The sequence below is a fragment of the Bacillus cereus group sp. RP29 genome, from assembly GCF_040459765.1.
Taxonomy (GTDB): Bacteria; Bacillota; Bacilli; order Bacillales; family Bacillaceae_G; genus Bacillus_A; species Bacillus_A paranthracis.
Window position 1 is genome coordinate 1,869,841 of record NZ_JARVHN010000001.1, and the last position, 20,878, is coordinate 1,890,718.

The window sequence follows — 20,878 nt, forward strand, 5'->3', positions numbered from 1 at the left end:
CGCTATTAATATGCTTCACGTTTTCTTTTTGCGTTATGTGGGTTACGATCTTATTTTTGCTTTTTTGAAAAGTTTGCTTTCGGTTCAGTTTTATTTATAATTCGGCCAATATTTGCACGGTGTTTATAAATAACCATACCTGCTAATAAACACATCGCAATAATGAAGATTTTATCCCCGCTAACAATTGATGCGATAACGGCAACGACAGCTGTTACCATAGAAGAAAGTGATACGTATCTTGTTGTAAATAAAAGGCTGAAAAAGACAACAGCTAAAATTGCAAAAACAACTGGTGAGTAGCATAATAGCACGCCAGCAGAAGTTGCAACAGCTTTACCACCACGGAATTTCGCGAAAATCGGATACACATGTCCAAGAACAGCTGCTAGTCCGAACCATAGTGGGTGAACATCTAACGCGAAAATAATTGGTAAACTTGTTGCTAATGTACCTTTTAAAATGTCAGCAATTGTAACGATAAAACCTGCTTTTTTCCCTAATGTGCGGAATGTATTTGTTCCGCCTAAATTACCGCTTCCGTGCTCACGAATGTCAATTCCATAACCAATCTTTCCAACGACTAATGCAAATGGAATCGAGCCAAGTAAGTAGGCAACGATAAATAAAAGATATGTAGTAACCATAAGTTCAGTCTCCTTTATTCAAATGTGTTGATAAAGGGTAAAAAGAGTTTTTCCCGTATATTGTACCATACATTTGTAAAGAGCACATTTCTTTTTTGTAAATGAAAAATTCATTATTTCGTGCAAAAAATTTCACAGGAATGTTACATTTCTCACAGAAACCATAAGACTATATGTAGTAACATTTTAATCAAAATACAACAACATATTGGTGGAGGGTTATAAATGTTACAAAAAAATACACGTGGAGAAGAATTAATGAGAGTGTTTGAGACGATTGTCCACGGCAATGAACAAGATTTAATGCAAGAAAATGCAAATGTAGACGGCCGCTCTCCAATGGGAGTAATGGGAACGTTCGCATCTGAGAGTGCAAAATATTATGCTGTGGAAAATTTATTGTCAGATCAAGTGAAAAAAGCGATAAATGAAAATATATTATATCCACATGATTTAGATTTTTATGCGACAGGAACGACGACTTGTTCACAAATTCCGTTAGCGCAAATGCTTGCGAACGGTTTTCATACCGGACATGGACATATGAGACAACCGCAAGACATTAAAAGTGCATTAGCTCTTTCATCTATTATTTTTCAAGCGAATCAAAATATGCAGCACGGTGGTCAATCGTTTGCACTCTTTGATGTTGATTTAGCTCCATATGTGAGAAAAACAGTAGAGAGACATAAGAAACGATTACAGTCATATCCGCTCACGAAAGAACAAATAGAAGAATTTGCGTGGAAAGAAACAGAAAATGATACGTATCAGGCTTGTGAGGCTTTCATTCATAATTCAAATAGTATGCATAGTAGGGGCGGCGGACAAGTACCGTTTATTTCTATTAATTATGGAACAGACACATCAAAAGAAGGAAGACTTTTAATTAAACAACTTTTAAAAGCGACACAAGCTGGTCTTGGTAAAGGAGAAACACCAATTTTTCCTATTCAAATTTTTAAAATGAAAAAAGGTGTGAACTTTGAAGAAAGTGATCCGAACTATGATTTATTTGAATTAGCGTTAGAGACAACGGCTGAACGATTATTCCCTAACTTTTCATTTTTAGATGCGCCATTTAATGCTGTGCATTATGATGGACGACCGGAAAGTGAAGTATGTTACATGGGATGTCGTACTCGTGTTATGTCGAACATACATGGAGAAGAAACGGCGATTGGAAGAGGGAATTTATCATTTACATCTATTAACTTAGTGAAATTAGCATTAATTAGTGGTTCAAAAGAAGCGTTTTTTGAAGCGTTAAATTATTATTTAGATTTAGGAATTAAGCAATTATTAGAGCGATTTGAGTATCAATGTACGAAACGAGCAAGAGATTTTCGATTTTTATACTCACAAGGTGTATGGCGCGGTGGAGAAAAGTTACAGCCTGAAGATTCTGTAGCATCCATTTTAAAGCAAGGGACGTTAAGTCTTGGTTTTATCGGTCTTGCGGAGTGTTTAGTAGCTTTAACAGGAAAGCATCATGGAGAAGATGAAGAATCATGGAAACTCGGGTATGAAATTATTTCCTTTATGAGGGATAGAATGGATAAAGCGACAGAAGAACATGAACTGAATTTCTCGGTAATTGCAACTCCGGCAGAAGGATTATCAGGGAAGTTTGTGAAAAAAGATAGAGAAGAATTTGGCGTGATTATCGGTATAACAAATCATAATTACTATACGAATTCATTCCATATTCCAGTTTATTATAACATTCAAGCGATAAATAAAATTCGTTTAGAAGGCCCGTTCCACGCTCTATGTAACGGGGGACATATTACGTATATTGAACTAGATGGAGCAGCAATGCATAACAAAAAGGCATTAAAACAAATTGTACAAGCGATGGCAGAGAATGGCGTTGGATACGGTTCAATTAATCACCCTGTTGACCGTTGTAAGTGCTGTAGTTATCACGGAGTTATTGGAAATGAATGTCCGAGCTGCGGAAATGAAGATGAGGCTAACATAGAAAGAATTCGCCGTATAACAGGTTATCTTGTAGGAGATATGTCGAAGTGGAATAGTGCGAAACGTAGTGAAGAGATGGATCGGGTGAAACATAAATGAAAGTGATGAACATCATTCATGATAGTGTAGTAGATGGAGAAGGGTTGCGGACAGTCGTGTTTTTTGCGGGCTGTCCGCATCGTTGTTTCGGTTGCCATAATCCGAAATCGTGGAATATTTGTAATGGAACTGAAATGACAGTAGAAGAAATTGTGAAAGAGATTGCAAGTAATCCATTAACTGATGTAACATTTTCAGGTGGAGACCCATTTTTCCAAGCTGCTGAAGTGAAAAAAGTAGCAAAAGCTGTGAAAGATTTGAAAAAAAATCTATGGATGTATACAGGTTATACGTTAGAAGAGATACAGAGTTCTCAAAATAATGATATGATAGAGTTGTTACATTATGGGGATGTTTTAGTCGATGGAAGATTTGAAATCGAGAAAAAAGATTTAACACTTCCATTTCGCGGAAGCTCCAATCAACGTATTATTCGATTGAAAGAGTAAAAAGGCGGGATAGATTATTATGAATAAAACAGTATTACTTGTTGAAGATGAAAGAAGATTACGTGAAATTGTCAGCGATTATTTTCGCAATGAAGGCTTTGAAGTAATCGAAGCAGAAGACGGAAAAAAAGCGTTAGAATTATTTGCAGAGCATGAAATTGATTTAATTATGTTAGATATTATGTTACCAGAAATAGATGGATGGTCTGTTTGTAGACGAATTAGAAAAGAATCAGCAGTACCAATTATTATGCTAACAGCACGTTCGGATGAGGATGATACATTACTAGGGTTCGAATTAGGTGCAGATGAATATGTAACGAAACCTTTCAGCCCGAAAGTGTTAGTAGCTCGCGCGAAGACGTTACTGAAACGTGCGGATGGCGTGGTAGGGGTAGCAGAAGAAAATGCTATGTCTTTAGCTGGAATAGAAGTGAATCGTCTATCTAGAACTGTTTTAGTAGATGGAGAAGAAATTATATTAACACATAAAGAATTTGAACTTCTCGTTTATTTAATGGAGAACAAAGGAATTGTGTTGTCACGTCAACATTTATTAGATCAGTTATGGGGATATGACTATTACGGTGATGACCGAACTGTTGATACTCATATTAAAAAACTACGAAATAAGCTAGGAGATAAAGCGAAGCATATCGGTACTGTTATTCGTGTTGGTTATAAATTTGAAGAATAACTTGGAACGTATTGTGTGCTTCAGTCTAGGAAAATAACAATTTTATATCCTCTTTTGCAGGTGGAATGTACAAAAAATGCTTTTTTTGTCTACAATGTTAAATAAGTGTATTTTTTTAATTGGATTTCACGATGAGTTCACAAGAAGGACACAAAACGTGACTATACTAAAAATACGAATTCACCAGAGAGGGGAAGTAAACATGGGATATTACGACGGACCAAATTTAAATGAAGAGCATAGTGAAACGAGAGAAGTGAGAAAATCGGGCAGTAAAAAAGGCTATTTTTTCACAGGTTTAGTCGGAGCTGTAGTTGGGGCTGTTTCAATTAGCTTTGCGGCACCATATATGCCATGGGCTCAAAATAATGGAGCGACTGTATCATCTTTTAGTTCAGATTCAAAAGTTGAAGGTACTGTAGTTCCTGTTGTCAATAAAGCAAAAAATGAAACGGACTTACCTGGTATGATTGAAGGCGCGAAAGATGTTGTTGTAGGTGTTATTAATATGCAACAAAGTATTGATCCATTTGCAATGCAACCGACGGGTCAAGAACAACAAGCTGGTTCAGGATCAGGTGTTATTTATAAAAAGGCAGGAAATAAAGCATATATTGTAACGAACAATCATGTAGTAGATGGTGCAAATAAACTTGCTGTAAAACTGAGTGATGGCAAGAAGGTAGATGCGAAGCTTGTAGGGAAAGACCCTTGGTTAGATTTAGCTGTTGTTGAAATTGATGGTGCTAATGTAAATAAAGTTGCCACTTTAGGTGATTCTAGTAAAATCCGTGCGGGTGAAAAAGCAATTGCAATCGGTAACCCACTAGGATTTGATGGAAGTGTAACGGAAGGTATAATCAGTAGTAAAGAACGCGAAATTCCGGTTGATATTGATGGCGATAAACGTGCAGATTGGAATGCTCAAGTTATTCAAACAGATGCAGCAATTAACCCTGGTAATAGTGGTGGTGCGTTATTTAACCAAAACGGAGAAATAATTGGGATTAATTCAAGTAAAATTGCACAACAAGAAGTTGAAGGAATTGGATTTGCTATTCCAATTAATATCGCAAAACCAGTTATTGAATCTCTTGAAAAAGATGGAGTAGTAAAACGTCCAGCGCTTGGAGTAGGTGTTGTTTCATTAGAAGATGTGCAAGCTTATGCAGTCAATCAATTGAAAGTACCGAAAGAAGTAACAAACGGTGTTGTATTAGGTAAAATTTACCCAATATCACCGGCTGAAAAAGCAGGTTTAGAGCAATATGATATTGTAGTAGCATTAGATAATCAAAAAGTAGAAAATTCACTTCAATTCCGTAAATATTTATATGAAAAGAAAAAAGTAGGAGAGAAGGTAGAAGTTACATTCTATCGTAACGGTCAAAAAATGACGAAAACAGCTACTTTAGCAGATAACTCAGCTACAAAGAATCAATAATCGGAATAAAAGAAAGTCTCTTTCATATTGAAAGAGACTTTCTTTATCGGCTATACTAAAGGAATAGGAGGGATAATTTATGACAATTGAAAACCCAACTCGTACGGAAATTGGTGAAGTATTAAAGAAAAGCAAAACGATTGCAGTTGTTGGTTTATCGGATAAGCCAGAACGTACATCGTATATGGTTTCAAAAGCAATGCAAGATGCTGGATACCGCATTATTCCAGTTAACCCAACAGTAGATGAGGTGCTTGGAGAAAAGGCAGTTGCTTCACTAAAGGATATTAAGGAACACGTTGACATTGTAAATGTATTTCGTCGCTCAGAGTTTTTAATGGATGTTGCAAAAGAATTTGTAGAGATTGATGCAGATGTTTTTTGGGCACAATTAGGAGTACAAGATGAAGATACATACAAACTTTTAAAAGAAAAAGACTATACTGTAATAATGGATCGTTGTATAAAAGTAGAACATGCGATGACAAAATAGTATAGATTGTAAAGGTAGGAAGATTGCTTCAGCCCTCATGATAATAAGTAGGGCCGATGAACGAGGTGTTCATCATGAGATTTTTTAAAGGCTGTTTTTGGGGATTGTTACTTGTAATCCCGTTTTGGATATTGATCATTTGGATCATAATAAAGGTTTGGAATGTGTAATCTTGGAATACATATCCATTTCTCGTTGACAAACGATTATTTTTCTGAAATAGTAGCCTAGAGGAATCCTTGTGAAAAAACAAGGATTTTTCTATTGAAAATGGTATATAAAAGAGATAAGATAACTTGCCAAAACGATAGTCGAGGCGTTATTCTATAATAGAAACATATGTTCTGATTTTGGATTAGGAAAGGGGCAAGGAGTTTGGCGAAGCATCAGTTCCAATATAATGAAGATGCGATTCAAGTGTTAGAAGGACTTGAAGCCGTTCGAAAACGCCCGGGTATGTATATCGGGAGCACGGACAGCCGTGGATTGCATCATTTAGTATACGAAATAGTAGATAACTCCGTTGATGAAGCGTTAGCGGGATTTGGCGACGAAATTTCTGTCGTAATACATAAAGATAATAGTATTAGCGTTATAGATAAAGGGCGAGGAATGCCTACGGGAATGCATAAGCTTGGAAAACCTACACCAGAAGTTATTTTAACTGTACTTCATGCCGGTGGTAAGTTTGGTCAAGGTGGTTACAAAACGAGTGGTGGTTTACACGGTGTTGGGGCATCAGTTGTAAACGCCTTATCTGAATGGTTAGTCGTAACGATTAAGCGTGACGGAAATATTTATGAACAACGCTTTGAAAATGGCGGTGTTCCTGTAACGACGCTTGAGAAAATCGGAAAGACGAAAGAATCTGGTACAACAATGCATTTCAAACCAGATACAACGATTTTCAGTACAACAAATTACAATTATGAAACATTATGTGAGAGATTACGCGAATCTGCATTCTTATTAAAAGGGATGAAAATCTCAATAAAAGATGAAAGAAATGATTTAGAAGATGTCTTTCATTATGAAACAGGAATTGAAGCTTTCGTTTCCTATTTAAACGAAGAAAAAGATTCAATTCACCCAGTTGTATACTTCACTGGTGAACAAAATGGGATTGAAGCAGAACTAGCATTTCAATTTAACGATGGCTACTCAGAAAATATTCTTTCGTTTGTAAATAATGTACGTACAAAAGATGGTGGAACACATGAAGCTGGATTTAAGACAGCAATGACGCGTGTGTTCAATGAGTATGCTCGCAAAGTTTCACTATTAAAAGAAAAAGATAAAAACTTAGAAGGTACAGATATTCGTGAAGGTGTAGCGGCTATCGTTTCTGTACGTGTACCAGAAGAAGTACTTCAGTTTGAAGGGCAAACAAAAGGGAAACTAGGTACAAGTGAAGCTCGTTCTTCAATTGATGCCATTGTATCAGAGCATTTGGCTTACTTTTTAGAAGAAAACCCGGACGTAGCCACACTTCTTGTGAGAAAAGCAATTAAAGCAGCGCAAGCACGTGAAGCTGCTCGTAAAGCGAGAGAGGAAGCGCGTACTGGTAAAAAGAAAAAGAAATCAGAAGGTACATTAAGTGGTAAGTTAACACCTGCACAATCACGTAACCCGCAGAAAAATGAACTATACCTAGTAGAGGGTGACTCTGCCGGTGGTTCTGCAAAACAAGGGCGAGATCGACGCTTCCAAGCGGTATTACCATTGCGTGGTAAAGTAATTAATACAGAAAAAGCAAAGCTTGCTGATATCTTTAAAAATGAAGAGATTAATACAATTATTTATGCGATTGGCGGCGGTGTAGGCAATGAATTCGATGTGGAAGACATTAACTACGATAAAGTTGTAATCATGACCGATGCCGATACAGACGGAGCGCATATTCAAGTATTGTTATTAACATTCTTCTACAGATATATGAAACCACTTATCGAAGCTGGTAAAGTGTTTATCGCACTTCCTCCTTTATACAAAGTAAGTAAAGGAAAAGGAAAAAGTGAAGTAATTGAATACGCATGGTCAGATGATGAATTAGATGAAGTAACGAAAAAAGTTGGAAAAGGTTACATGTTACAGCGTTATAAAGGACTTGGCGAAATGAATGCGGATCAATTATGGGAAACAACGATGAATCCTGAAACGCGTACATTAATTCGCGTGAAAATTGATGATGCAGCAAGAGCAGAGCGCCGCGTAACAACATTAATGGGCGATAAAGTAGAACCGCGCCGTAAATGGATTGAGCGCAATGTACAGTTTGGTATGCAAGAAGAAGGAAATATTTTAGAAAATGAAATGATTATGGAGACGGAGGTGGAATAACATGCAAGCAGAGAAGTTTCATGACCTCCCGCTTGAAGACGTGTTAGGTGATCGCTTTGCACGTTATAGTAAATATATTATTCAAGATCGCGCACTTCCAGATGCGCGTGACGGCTTAAAACCAGTACAAAGACGTATTTTATATTCTATGTATGTAGAAGGAAACGTGCACGATAAAGCGTTCCGTAAGTCAGCTAAAACAGTCGGTAACGTTATTGGTAATTATCATCCGCATGGTGATTCCTCTGTATATGAGGCGATGGTACGTTTAAGCCAAACTTGGAAAGTACGTAATGTTTTAGTTGAAATGCATGGTAATAACGGCAGTGTTGATGGGGATCCGGCAGCAGCAATGCGTTATACGGAAGCACGATTATCACCAATTGCATCGGAGTTATTACGTGATCTTGATAAAGAAACAGTAGAATTCGTATCAAACTTTGATGATACGAGTGAAGAACCGGTTGTTTTACCAGCAGCGTTCCCGAACTTATTAGTGAACGGATCTACAGGAATTTCCGCAGGTTATGCAACAGAAATTCCTCCGCATCATCTTGGAGAAGTTATTGACGCTACAATGATGCGTATTGATAAACCGAATAGTACTGTTGATGATTTATTAACAGTTATGAAAGGACCAGATTTCCCAACAGGTGGTATTATTCAAGGGATTGATGGTATTAAAAAGGCGTATGAAACAGGTAAAGGTAAAATTATTATTCGCGGGAAAGCAGAGGTTGAAACGGTTCGTGGCGGGAAACAGCAAATCGTAATTACTGAAATTCCATACGAAGTAAATAAAGCAAACCTTGTTAAGAAAATGGATGAGTTACGCCTAGATAAAAAATTAGATGGCATTGCTGAAGTACGTGATGAGACAGATCGTACAGGTCTTCGCATTGTCGTAGAATTAAAAAAAGAAGCAAATTCTGAAGGTATTTTAAATTATTTATATAAAAATACAGATTTACAAATTCCATATAACTTTAATATGGTAGCGATTAATAATCGTCGTCCAACGCTTATGACATTACCGAAAATTTTAGATGCATATATTGGCCATCAAAAAGAAGTTGTTACGAGACGTTCACAATATGAATTACGAAAGGCAGAAAATCGTCAACATATTGTAGAAGGTTTAAAGAAAGCATTATCGATTTTAGACCAAGTTATTGAAACGATTCGTGCTTCAAAAGATAAGCGTAATGCAAAAGATAATTTAAGTGCGAAATTTGGTTTTACAGAAGCGCAAGCGGAAGCAATTGTATCCTTGCAATTATATCGTTTAACGAATACAGATATTACAGCGCTACAACAAGAGGCAGATGAGCTTAATAAGAAAATTATTGAGCTACAGGCAATTTTACAAAGTGAAAAAAGATTACTTCAAGTTATTAAAACAGATTTAAAGAGAGTTAAGAAAACATATAGTGATGATCGACGCGCGATTATTGAAGATCAAATCGAGGAAATTAAAATCGATGTAGAAGTGATGATCCCACAAGAAGATGTCATCGTTACTGTAACGAAAGAAGGATATGTGAAACGTACTGGATGGCGCTCACATAATGCCTCAAATGGCAAAGACTTCGGTATGAAAGAGGGTGACATCTTACTTGAACGATTCGATACGAATACGACAGAGACAGTCCTCTTATTTACGAATAAAGGAAACTATATATATCTGCCAGTATACGAAATGCCAGATATTCGTTGGAAAGATTTAGGGCAGCACGTTGCTAATATCGTTTCACTCGACCGGGATGAAACCATTATTTGGGCAACTGTCGTACCGAACTTTGAGGAAGAAAAGCGATTTATCGTATTTGTAACGAAGAACGGTATGATTAAGAAGACAGAATTAAACCAATATAAAGTACAACGTTACTCTAGAGCATTCGTTGCTGTAAACTTGAAAAAAGATGATGAAGTTGTTGATATATTTGCGACAGATGGAACGAGTGATATCGTTCTTGCTACACATGGTGCATATGCACTTATTTTCCATGAAGATGAAGTAAGTCCAGTCGGTGTAAGAGCCGCTGGTGTGAAAGCAATTAATTTAAAAGAAGATGACTATGTCGCTTCTGGTAAACCATTAAATGCTGATAAAGATCAACTTATTCTCGTAACGCAGCGCGGTGCTGTAAAACGCCTAAAAGCATCAGAAATTGAGAAATCAACGAGGGCGAAGCGAGGTCTTGTTATTTTCAAAGAATTAAAACGTAATCCATACCGCATTGTCGGTATTGAAATCGTTCGAGACGATGAACTAGTTTATATGAAGACAGAGAAACATATCGTAGAAGAAATTGATCCGAAAGCGTATCGAAATAAAGACCGGTATAGTAACGGTAGTTTAGTGCTAGATGTTAACGATACTGGTGAAGTTATTGAAACGTGGACGAAAAAAAGACCGGAATAAAAAAAGCATCTTGCCATGAATAATGGCAAGATGCTTTTTTCTAGGCAACTTATTATGTAAATAATAATAATCTTGTTATAATAACTGAATGAAATCGTTCTCATGAAGTGGACTTACTACCCACAAATAGCGGGATAAATGGAGGGGCAACATGAAAAAAATAGGTGTAGGGATTGTAGGGTTTGGATTTTCTAGTACAACATTTCACATCCCATTATTACAAACGATAGAAGAATACGATATTCGTGCCGTATTATCTTCAAAAGAAGAGGTAGTAAAAGAAACATTACCGAATGCTAACGTCTTGAGTACAATTGATGAATTGGTGAAGCGAGCTGATATTGATTTAGTTGTTATTACTTCACCAAATACAACTCATTTTCCATATGTAAAAGAAGCAATATTAAACGGTAAGCATGTTGTTGTAGAGAAACCATTTGTTGTTTCAATTGAAGAAGGAGAAGAGCTTATTTCATTAGCAAAGAAACATAATGTGGTATTAAGTGTATATCATAATCGCCGTTTTGATAATGATTTCTTAACGATAAAGAAATTATTAGAAGAGGATAGAATAGGAAATGTATACGCATATGAGGCGCATTTCGATCGCTTCCGTCCACATGTACGTGATCGATGGAGAGAAAAAAACTTACCAGGATCAGGTATATTATATGACTTAGGCTCGCATTTAATTGACCAAGCATTATCATTATTTGGGAAACCAAATGCAATCAGTGCAGATGTAATCAAACAACGACCAGGTGCAGAAATTGATGATTATTTCCACATAGTACTTCATTACGGAGTTAAACGTGTCATTTTACGTAGTAGCAGTTATGTGAAAAAGGCAGGTCCACACTTTACACTGCATGGAGATAAAGGTTCTATCGTGAAATACGGTATGGATTCACAGGAAGAACAATTAAAAAATGGAATGAAGCCAGGCGATAACGGTTATGGGGTAGACATTGAACAGAATTTTGCTACTCTAGAAACAGAAGAAGAGTCAGTACGTATTCCAACAGAAGTCGGCTGTTATGACATGTACTATAAAGGTGTAAGAGATAGTATTATAAGTGGTGAGAAATTACCTGTGATAGCACAAGAAGGTTTAGAAGTTATTAAGTTGATTCAATTAGCGGTTGAAAGTAGTGAAACGGGTAGAGTTATCATTATAAAATAAAAAAGACACGAATTTCGTGTCTTTTTATTTTTGTGGAACAGAAAGACCATAGAAGAACATAGTGACTATATCTTGTATATGTTTTTCACGATCCCCTTCAAGAAGCTGTGCCCCGAAATCATCACCTAATTTAGTAAACATTTGAATGTAAAGTAACATCATTTCTTTAGTAAGGTGGGGATTAATTTCATTTTTTTGCTGTGCTTGTTCTAATATTTCTAAATACCAAGGCAAGATTTTTTCGTTTTGATAACTATAAATAAACTTTCGGAGCTCTTCATCTCTTTGCATCATTTGTAGTAACATATCCGGCTGAAATAACCCACCAGTATTCATTTTTCTTACAATCATTTTTTGCATCATATCATGAAAAGGTAATTTTTCCGCTGCAAGATCTTTATAATATTGAAATTCACATATGATAAATTCTTGTATAAGTTCTCTAAATAACGCATCTTTACTTCCAAAATGATTATAAATTGTAACTTGAGAAACGTTTGCTTCTTTTGCGATATGTTCTATTTTTACTTCATTAAATCCACGTTCTGAAAATAATAAGAAAGCTGCCTCTTTAATAGCGCGTTTTTTCTTCTCTTTCACTTTTTCAAAGCCATTCAATACAATCACCTCAATAAAAATATACAGGAAAATATAGGTGAAAACAATAATTTTGAAATATGGACATATAAATATTTCAAAAAGTTGTTGCGAATATGGAAGAGGAGGAGTACAATAATTTTGAAATATCATACATTAAATATTTCAAAAAATGAGGTGGATTTATGATTTCAGTTCAAAATGTCACAAAACAATTTTCGAACGGAAAGGGCTTGTTTCATATTACATTTGATGTAAAAGAAGGAGAAGTGTTCGGTTACTTAGGACCGAATGGTGCAGGTAAATCAACGACGATTCGTAATTTAATGGGATTTATAAAACCGACATCTGGAAAATCTTCAATTTTTGGATTGGATTGTTGGAATGAAGCAGCGAAAATTCAAAGGGAAGTTGGTTATTTGCCGGGTGAAATTTCTTTTATTGAAGGAATGAACGGATTAGAATTTCTGAAGTTAATGCAAGGAATGCGTGGGCTAAAGGATACGAAAAGACGAGATGAATTAATAGAACGTCTACAATTCGATGTGAAAACACCGATTCGAAAAATGTCTAAAGGAATGAAACAAAAAGTAGGGATTGTTGCTGCTTTTATGCATGATCCAGAAGTGTTAATTTTAGATGAACCGACTTCAGGGCTCGATCCACTTATGCAGCAAGTGTTTATAGATTTAATAGTAGAGGAAAAGCAAAGGGGAAAAACGATTCTTATGTCTTCACATATTTTCACTGAAATTGAGCGTACATGCGACCGAGTAGCGATTATTAAAGATGGGTGCCTTGTAACGGTTGAAAATATTCATGATTTACAAAGTATGAGACGACAAGTGATAGATGTAACCGTATCATCAGAGGAAGAGATTAAATCTCTTACGCAATGTAATTTGCAATTTGAAGCGGTAAAAGGTAGAGAGGCATCGATTATCGTACAAGGAAACTATCAAACTGTTTTACAAATACTTTCAAACTATAATGTAACGGCACTTCAAACGAGAGCAATGGATTTAGAACATTTATTTATGCATTATTACGATAAGAAAGAAGGGGTAAAGCATGAATAAGCAATTGTTTTTAGCTAGTTTGAAAGAGACGCAAAAAAGTATTTTGAGTTACGCAACTGGTGCAGCCCTATATTTATGGTTGTTAATTTGGATATTCCCTTCAATGGTATCAGCGAAAGGTTTAAATGAATTAATAAGCGCTATGCCTGATAGTGTGAAAAAAATTGTTGGCATGGAAAGTCCGATTCAAAACGTAATGGATTTTTTAGCTGGTGAGTACTATAGTCTATTGTTTATTATCATATTAACAATTTTTTGCGTTACAGTTGCAACACATTTAATTGCCCGGCATGTAGATAAAGGGGCGATGGCATATTTATTAGCGACACCTGTATCTAGAGTGAAAATTGCAATCACACAAGCCGCTGTTCTCATATTAGGACTACTAATTATTGTAGTTGTTACGTATGTAGCGGGCATAGTAGGTGCAGAATGGTTTTTAAGTGATAATAACTTAAATAAAGAATTATTCCTAAAGATAAATATAGTAGGAGGGCTCATATTTTTAGTCGTTAGTGCATATTCATTTTTCTTTTCTTGTATATGTAATGATGAAAGAAAAGCACTTAGCTACTCAGCAAGTTTAACTATTTTATTTTTTGTACTAAATATGGTAGGTAAATTAAGTGATAAGTTAGAGTGGATGAAAAGTCTATCGTTATTTACACTGTTTCGTCCAAAAGAAATTGCGGAAGGAACGTATAATATATGGCCGGTAAGTATAGGTTTAGCTGCGGGAGCGCTTTGTATTTTTATAGTAGCGATTGTATTGTTTAAGAAGAGGGATTTACCGTTGTAGAGTAGAAAGTCCACTATATGAGTGGACTTTTTTTGATGAGGAGGAAACGAATGGGTTGCAGCTATATGTAAATGATGTAGAAAAGTCATTATTGTTTTATAAGAAAATAATTGCTTTGAAGTTGTCGATCCAAATGGATATCTCCTCAGAGTTACGTATAAAAAAGGTAAACATGAAAAATGTTTACCTTTTTTTATGAAAATATTCAAAAAAATGAACCTTTTTCTAGGCTCATACGTCTAATACATGTAAAGTTAAATTTGAAGCGAGGATGAAACAGGAGGAGCAATTGTGAAAGTAATCCCTTTATATAAAATGTTGGTAAAAGAAGAAACAGATGTTTCCTTAGCGAAAAAAGGTGATCATGAAGCTTTTATGACGCTTATACATACAGAAAAAGTGAAGATGTATCGCATTGCAAAGGCTATGTTACGTGATGAGACAAATATAGAGGATGCGATACAAACAACAATTTTAAAAGCCTATGAAAATATAAAAAAATTAAAGAAGGAAGAGTTTTTTCAAACTTGGTTAATTCGAATTTTAATGAATGAATGTAACAACATTATTAGAACGTATAAAAAGGTAATTGTGACAGAAGAGAATGATTACAATATGAGTGCGTGCGATCAGTATGAAGATATAGATTTGTGTAATGCGATTCAATCGTTACATGAAGAGTTAAGAGCTGTTACGGTGCTTTATTATTATGAAGATATGAATCAAGAGAGTATAGCGAAGCTTTTAGAAGTACCAAAAGGAACAGTGAAATCGAGATTGGCACGTGCGAGGGAACAACTACAGAAACGATTAAAGATGGAATAGGAGGTGCAAAGGATGGATAATGAAAAAATATTTGATGAGAAATTAAAAAAGAGAATAAACGAAGAGAATGTTATAGTACCACCAGAGTTAAATGAAAAGATTAATCGTACACTACATAGTCTTCCGGTAAAAAAGAAAGGTTACAGAGTTTATATGATGGTTATAAGTGCTGCTGTTCTAGCACTTTCCATTGTGTCTATGTCGGAGTTTTCTGATCAAATTTTTGCTCAAAACGGCGGAGTGTTTGAATATGTAAAGAAAAAGGCATTTTCTGATTACGAAAATGAAGAGGAAATAAAAGCGAATGCAAATTATCCAGATAAAGAAAAGATTCATGAAAAGATGCTAGATTCCATTGATCATTTTAATAATATTTCAGGACAATTTGAGGAATATTCTAGTTCGTCAAGAATTGCTACAACATACAAATATGCGATTGATACGGAGCAACAAAGAGGAATCTCTTCAAAAGAAGACAAGCTAACGAAAAAACGAACCATTATATATAACGAGGGCAAGAAAAAAGAATTTGATGATGAGAAGTATACGTACAAAGAAACAAAATGGAGCCCGAAAGAAAGAAACTATGAACTATTAAAATTAAATCCTACGGGAAGGTTATTGAGAAAATCAGGTGAGAAAAAAAGATATGATGATGAATATGTGGGATTCGCGAAGTATAGTATTCAATCCGAATTTGCTGATTTATTAATTCGATATAAAGATTGGAATTATAAAGAAACGAAGTATCTTGGACTGGATTGCTACAAAATAGAAGGGACAATAAATATAGAAATGCCTGTAAGTACATCTGAAGATTTAAGAGGGAAATTTGAAATGGTTGTAGAGAAAAATACAGGGATTATGCTAAAATTCCTTAGTTTCCACGAAGGTATGATTCAATATTCGATTACAACAGAATGGATACAAATAAACAAAGGATTGAAAGAGAATACATTTCAAAAGGAAAGCACTAATTATGAGAAAGTGAAAAATATATTAGATGAATAGAAAACGGAGGAAACTATATGGAGAATCATTCTTCTTCAAGAGAAAAGAAAAATAAACGAAAATATAAAAAGACAACGATAATAAGTGTATTGTTAGCGATATTATTATTTGGCGGATTTGGATATGGTACTTACGTATATATGAAAACTTCTAATCTCGTACAAAAATCAAATGTTAATTTGGCACGTGGTGAAAAATCAAATTTACGTGAGGAAACGGTAAAACCGATTACTAATAATGTTTCACTTTTAATTATGGGAATTGATGAAAATCAAGAGCGACAAAAGGAGTATAATGGTGCATTTCATACAGATGCACTGCTGTTAGCTACTTTTAATAAAGATGATAAGACTGTGAAATTGACGAGCATACCACGTGATACATACACATATGTTCCGGTTGAAAAGAAAAAAGATAAAATAACGCATGCATATGGAAGTGGTTTCGTTAAAAATGGTAAAGATGGAGGGCCGCAAGCTTCAGTGGAAGCGGTAGAAAAGTTATTACAAGTGCCTGTTGATTATTTTGTAAAGTTTAATTTTAATTCATTTACTAAAATTGTTGATGGATTAGATGGGATTGAAGTAGATGTCCCAGTTGAATTTACGGAGCAAAATAGTAAAGATGAACCTGACGCAATCCATTTGAAAAAAGGACTACAAAAATTAACAGGGGAAGAGGCACTTGCCTTAGCAAGAACGCGTCATATTGATAGTGATGCAATGAGAGGGCAGCGGCAACAACTTGTTATGGAAGCGATTTTAAGTAAATTAAAAAGTGTAGGATCGATTACGAAGCTAGAAAAAATAGTTGAGGCGGTTGACGGTGATTTTAAAACAAATTTAGTAATGGATGATATTTTATCTTTTTATAAATACGGTTTAAACAGTTCAGTTGAAAAAATACAATTAGCTGGTGATGATTTATACTTACCTAATGGCCCAAACGGCCAACGTGTATATTATTATAATCCTAATAAAAAAGATCTACAGAGTTTGAGCAATACTCTTAGAACACATCTAGGATTAAGTGAAAAGCAGATTGAGGAGAATTAAAGCAGATGTGATGTCTGCTTTTTATTACGTTAAATAGTATGTCGTTTATATACAAATGTTATATACTATTTTCAAAATTAACATAATAGTGTAACATAAAGTTAAGGTTTAAGTTACATAACAGAGGGCCATCACATAGAATAAATGTTAGTGATGAAAATAGTTTGGGAGAAATGAAAAAATAAGGGAGTATTAAAAATGAGAATTGTAAAGAATTTAACATTTCAAGTTATTGTGGCCATTATTTGTGGTATTGCAGTAGGAGCGATTTGGCCGAGTGTTGGACAAGAGATGAAGCCAATTGGTGAAACGTTCATCAATATGATTAAAATGGTTATTGCACCGATTATCTTTTTAACAATTGTGCTTGGTATTGCAAGTATGGGAAGTATGAAAAAGGTAGGTCGTGTTGGCGGGAAGGCACTATTATATTTTGAAATTGTTACAACAGCGGCTTTAATAATTGGTATCATTGTAGCGAATGTTGTGCGTCCAGGAGACGGATTAGACCCTTCAAAACTAAAGGGCGGAGATGTTTCACAATATGTACAAAGCGGACAAGAAATGAAATGGATGGATTTCTTTTTACATATTGTGCCGTCTAACATGTTTGAAGCATTTGCAAAAGGTGATATTTTACAAGTTTTGTTTTTCTCCATTTTATTCGGTGCAGGGTTAACGATGTTAGGGAAAAATGGACAACCGGTAATCGACTTTTTTGAAAGATTATCGAAAGTATTTTTTAACATTTTATCAATTGTAATGAAATTAGCACCAATAGGAGCATTCGGCGGGATGGCGTTTACAATTGGTAAATATGGTTTAAGTACACTTATTCCACTTGGTAAATTAATGATTTGTGTATATGCAACAATGGCATTATTTGTTTTTATTGTTTTAAATTTCATTTGTAAATTTTACAAATTTAGTTTGTGGAAATATTTAGCATACATTAAAGAAGAATTACTTATTGTTCTTGGGACATCATCATCAGAATCAGTATTGCCGCGAATGATGACAAAGATGGAAGACTTCGGATGTTCGAAGCCAGTAGTAGGTTTAGTCATTCCGACAGGTTACTCTTTTAACTTAGATGGAACAACAATTTATTTATCTATGGCTACTATATTTTTAGCACAAGTCTTTCACGTCGATCTTTCACTAGGTCAACAATTAACTATAATAGCTATTTTATTAGTTACATCTAAAGGAGCAGCCGCAGTAACAGGTGGAGGCTTTATTGTACTAGCGTCTACTTTATCTGCGATGAATGTTATTCCATTAGAAGGGTTAGCACTATTACTTGGTGTAGATCGTTTCATGTCAGAAGCACGTGCTATCGTTAATTTAATTGGTAACGGTATTGCGACTGTAGTTGTTGCAAAAAGTGAAAATGAATTTGATGAAGAGAAGTATACGAGAGTAATAGAGGAAATGAAAAAAGAGAAAATGGTCGGATAAAAAAGTCAGCAAAGCTGACTTTTTTATTTTTGTAGAAAAGAGGTTTGTTACGGTATACATTATTTATTAACAATAATTTACAAGTGTTTTATGGTGGAGGGATATAAAGACTATTAAATCAATACATAGAATTCAATGAGATATAGTGTTTCGAAAGATTATGGAATTTTTATGAATATTACTGTAAGAAAATAATTTTTTTAAAATTTTCAATAATAACACTTTACAAAACTCGAAAAATTAGTAGAATAATAGTTAATAAGAATCTTCTGATAAATATATAAAGAAAAACAGAATTATCAGAAAATTCTTAAATGAGAGCGTTAAGAATTAGGGAGGGTACAGAAAGTGAAAAAGAAAAAAATGAAAAAACTAACAGCAGTTGTAGCACCAGTTTTAGCAATGAGTATGGCATTGACAGCATGTTCTACATCAGGTGGAGATAAGAAGACAAGCACAAATTCTAGCTCTGGCGGAGATAGCAAATCAGAAGAAAAATTAGCAGCGAAACAAGTGTTCAATAAAACAGAAAATCAGGAAATTCCAACAATGGATACGTCGAAGAGTACAGATACTTTGGGCTCTCAAATTTTAGGGAACACAATGGAAGGCTTATACCGTTTAGATAAAGAGAATAAACCAATCCCAGCTGCGGCAGAATCAAGCACGAAGAGTGAGGATGGTAAAAAATATACATTTAAATTACGTAAAGATGCAAAATGGTCAAATGGTGATCCTGTAACAGCGAAAGATTTCGTATTTGCATGGCAACGTTTATTAGATCCAAAAACAGCTGCTGAGTATGCATTCATTGCATTCCCAATTAAAAATGCAGAAGCGGTTAATAAAGGTGAAAAACCTGTAACAGAACTTGGAGTTAAAGCAGTAGATGACCTTACTTTAGAAGTTGAATTAGAACAAGCAGTACCATACTTCTTAAACTTAGTAGCATTCCCATCGTACTATCCATTAAATGAGAAATTCGTAAAAGAAAAAGGGGATAAATACGGTTTAGAATCTGATACAACTGTATATAACGGACCGTTCGTTCTTACTGATTGGAAGCATGAGCAAGGTTGGAAACTGAAGAAGAATGATCAATATTGGGATAAAAAGACTGTAAAATTAGATGAAATTAACTATAGTGTTGTAAAAGAGCCAGCAACTAATGTGAATTTATATGATAGTGGTCAAATTGATTTCTCCTTATTAACAGGTGAATTTGTTGACAAATATAGAAATAATAAAGAGGAATATGGGGTGTATAACGAACCAAGTACGTTCTTTATACGTTTAAACCAGAAACGTGGTGGACAAGATACACCATTAAAGAGCAAGAAATTACGTGAAGCAATTGCGCTATCAATTGATAAAAAGAATTTAACAAATGTTATTTTAAATGATGGGTCAAAACCTGCAGATTATTTAGTGCCGAAAGGCTTAGCAGCTGGACCTGATGGGAAAGACTTCCAAGAAACGTTTAAAAACGGTGTTAAACCAGATGCGAAAAAAGCAGCTGCTGCATGGGAAGAAGCGAAAAAAGAACTTGGAAAAGATCAAGTTACAATTGAGTTTTTAAACTATGATACTGGTAATGCGAAAAAAGTTGGGGAATATGTAAAAGATCAAATTGAGAAAAACTTAAAAGGTGTAACAGTAAATATTAAACTGCAGCCGTTTAAACAAAAACTTAAATTAGAATCAGATCAAGATTATGATATTTCATATGGTGGATGGAGCCCAGATTATGCGGATCCAATGACATATTTAGATATGTTTGAAAGTAAGCACTCTCATAACCAAATGAGTTTCTCTGATCAGAAATATGATGAAATAATTAAAAAAGCTGGTGGGGAATTAATGAGTGATGCGAAGAAACGCTGGGAGGAACTAGGAAAAGCAGAGAAATTACTTCTTGAAGAAGATGTAGCTCTTGTACCTTTATATCAAAGTGCTAGATCTTATGTTATGAAACCGCATGTAAAAGGTGTTGTTAAGCATAATATTAGCCCAGAATACAGCTATAAGTGGGCATATGTTACTGAAAAATAATAGAGTTGAAAAAGTACTTCAAAGCAGTCTACATGCCTTGAAGTACTTTTTTGTTGTACCATTGAACGTGAAAATGAAAGAGTAGAGAAGAAATGAAATGTAGTAGATGGAGGATACGTGTAGTATGGTCATAGATAATAGAATGTTACTATTGTTAAGTAAAATAAATTTTCTAAATATTTTAAAAATAACTTTACAAAACCGGAAAAATTAGTAGAATATTAATTAATAAGAATTTT

17 protein-coding genes are annotated in these 20,878 nt (G+C 34.8%); 15 read left to right on the top strand and 2 right to left on the bottom strand.

The genetic code is table 11. The annotated features are described in order from the left end of the window. Window positions 1–50: 50 nt before the first annotated feature. On the bottom strand, window positions 51–647 hold the full coding sequence (plsY, locus tag QCI47_RS09890) for a glycerol-3-phosphate 1-O-acyltransferase PlsY (protein ID WP_000258966.1): 597 nt from the start codon (window positions 645–647) through the stop codon (window positions 51–53). Between the two features lie 225 nt (window positions 648–872). On the opposite strand from plsY, the gene QCI47_RS09895 reads away from it, so the two are divergent. From QCI47_RS09895 to QCI47_RS09930, 8 genes are all read left to right on the top strand, one after another. Continuing rightward, window positions 873–2,729, top strand: coding sequence for an anaerobic ribonucleoside triphosphate reductase (locus tag QCI47_RS09895; RefSeq protein ID WP_309422879.1), 1,857 nt, complete (start codon window positions 873–875; stop codon window positions 2,727–2,729). Then, a complete protein-coding gene (gene nrdG / locus QCI47_RS09900; RefSeq protein WP_000867061.1) occupies window positions 2,726–3,178 on the top strand; it encodes an anaerobic ribonucleoside-triphosphate reductase activating protein in 453 nt (150 codons plus the stop codon). Before QCI47_RS09895 ends, nrdG begins: the two co-directional genes overlap by 4 nt. Window positions 3,179–3,197: 19 nt before the next feature. Then, window positions 3,198–3,875, top strand: coding sequence for a response regulator transcription factor (locus tag QCI47_RS09905; protein WP_001044683.1), 678 nt, complete (start codon window positions 3,198–3,200; stop codon window positions 3,873–3,875). Between the two features lie 202 nt (window positions 3,876–4,077). Next, window positions 4,078–5,319 (top strand): S1C family serine protease, encoded by a 1,242-nt coding sequence (locus tag QCI47_RS09910; RefSeq protein WP_000542648.1) that lies wholly within the window; start codon window positions 4,078–4,080, stop codon window positions 5,317–5,319. A 79-nt stretch (window positions 5,320–5,398) separates the two neighbouring features. Next, entirely contained in the window at window positions 5,399–5,812 is a 414-nt protein-coding gene (locus QCI47_RS09915) for a CoA-binding protein (RefSeq protein WP_000151382.1), read from the top strand. Window positions 5,813–6,187: 375 nt separating this feature from the next. Continuing rightward, window positions 6,188–8,152 (top strand): DNA topoisomerase IV subunit B, encoded by a 1,965-nt coding sequence (parE, locus tag QCI47_RS09920; protein ID WP_001062205.1) that lies wholly within the window; start codon window positions 6,188–6,190, stop codon window positions 8,150–8,152. A 1-nt stretch (window position 8,153) separates the two neighbouring features. Next, window positions 8,154–10,577, top strand: coding sequence for a DNA topoisomerase IV subunit A (gene parC / locus QCI47_RS09925; RefSeq protein ID WP_001147475.1), 2,424 nt, complete (start codon window positions 8,154–8,156; stop codon window positions 10,575–10,577). 151 nt (window positions 10,578–10,728) lie between these two features. Continuing rightward, complete coding sequence (locus QCI47_RS09930) at window positions 10,729–11,760, top strand: oxidoreductase (RefSeq protein ID WP_309422878.1); 1,032 nt, start codon at window positions 10,729–10,731, stop codon at window positions 11,758–11,760. 24 nt (window positions 11,761–11,784) lie between these two features. Here the strand turns inward: QCI47_RS09930 and QCI47_RS09935 are convergent, their stop codons facing one another. Beyond that, window positions 11,785–12,387: a TetR/AcrR family transcriptional regulator gene (locus QCI47_RS09935; protein WP_235061219.1), complete on the bottom strand. Its 603-nt coding sequence runs from the start codon at window positions 12,385–12,387 to the stop codon at window positions 11,785–11,787. A 155-nt stretch (window positions 12,388–12,542) separates the two neighbouring features. Here QCI47_RS09935 and QCI47_RS09940 point away from each other — a divergent pair, with 155 nt between their 5' ends. From QCI47_RS09940 to QCI47_RS09970, 7 genes are all read left to right on the top strand, one after another. Next, the gene (locus QCI47_RS09940) at window positions 12,543–13,436 is read left to right on the top strand and encodes an ABC transporter ATP-binding protein (protein ID WP_071742851.1); all 894 of its coding nucleotides are present in this window, start codon (window positions 12,543–12,545) and stop codon (window positions 13,434–13,436) included. Then, window positions 13,429–14,235, top strand: a complete 807-nt coding sequence (locus QCI47_RS09945; protein ID WP_071742852.1) for an ABC transporter permease subunit — start codon at window positions 13,429–13,431, stop codon at window positions 14,233–14,235. The genes QCI47_RS09940 and QCI47_RS09945 overlap by 8 nt, the downstream gene beginning before the upstream one ends. A gap of 291 nt (window positions 14,236–14,526) precedes the next feature. Continuing rightward, window positions 14,527–15,060 carry a sigma-70 family RNA polymerase sigma factor gene (locus QCI47_RS09950; protein WP_000864754.1) on the top strand — a complete coding sequence of 178 codons (534 nt, stop codon included), beginning with the start codon at window positions 14,527–14,529 and terminating at the stop codon, window positions 15,058–15,060. A gap of 12 nt (window positions 15,061–15,072) precedes the next feature. Further along, window positions 15,073–16,071, top strand: coding sequence for an anti-sigma factor (locus tag QCI47_RS09955; protein WP_071742853.1), 999 nt, complete (start codon window positions 15,073–15,075; stop codon window positions 16,069–16,071). Between the two features lie 17 nt (window positions 16,072–16,088). Further along, window positions 16,089–17,126 (top strand): LCP family protein, encoded by a 1,038-nt coding sequence (locus tag QCI47_RS09960; protein WP_000427602.1) that lies wholly within the window; start codon window positions 16,089–16,091, stop codon window positions 17,124–17,126. 198 nt (window positions 17,127–17,324) lie between these two features. Beyond that, window positions 17,325–18,587, top strand: a complete 1,263-nt coding sequence (locus tag QCI47_RS09965) for a dicarboxylate/amino acid:cation symporter (RefSeq protein WP_061131677.1) — start codon at window positions 17,325–17,327, stop codon at window positions 18,585–18,587. A gap of 348 nt (window positions 18,588–18,935) precedes the next feature. Then, window positions 18,936–20,639, top strand: coding sequence for a peptide ABC transporter substrate-binding protein (locus QCI47_RS09970; RefSeq protein ID WP_000727510.1), 1,704 nt, complete (start codon window positions 18,936–18,938; stop codon window positions 20,637–20,639). Window positions 20,640–20,878 lie beyond the last annotated feature (239 nt).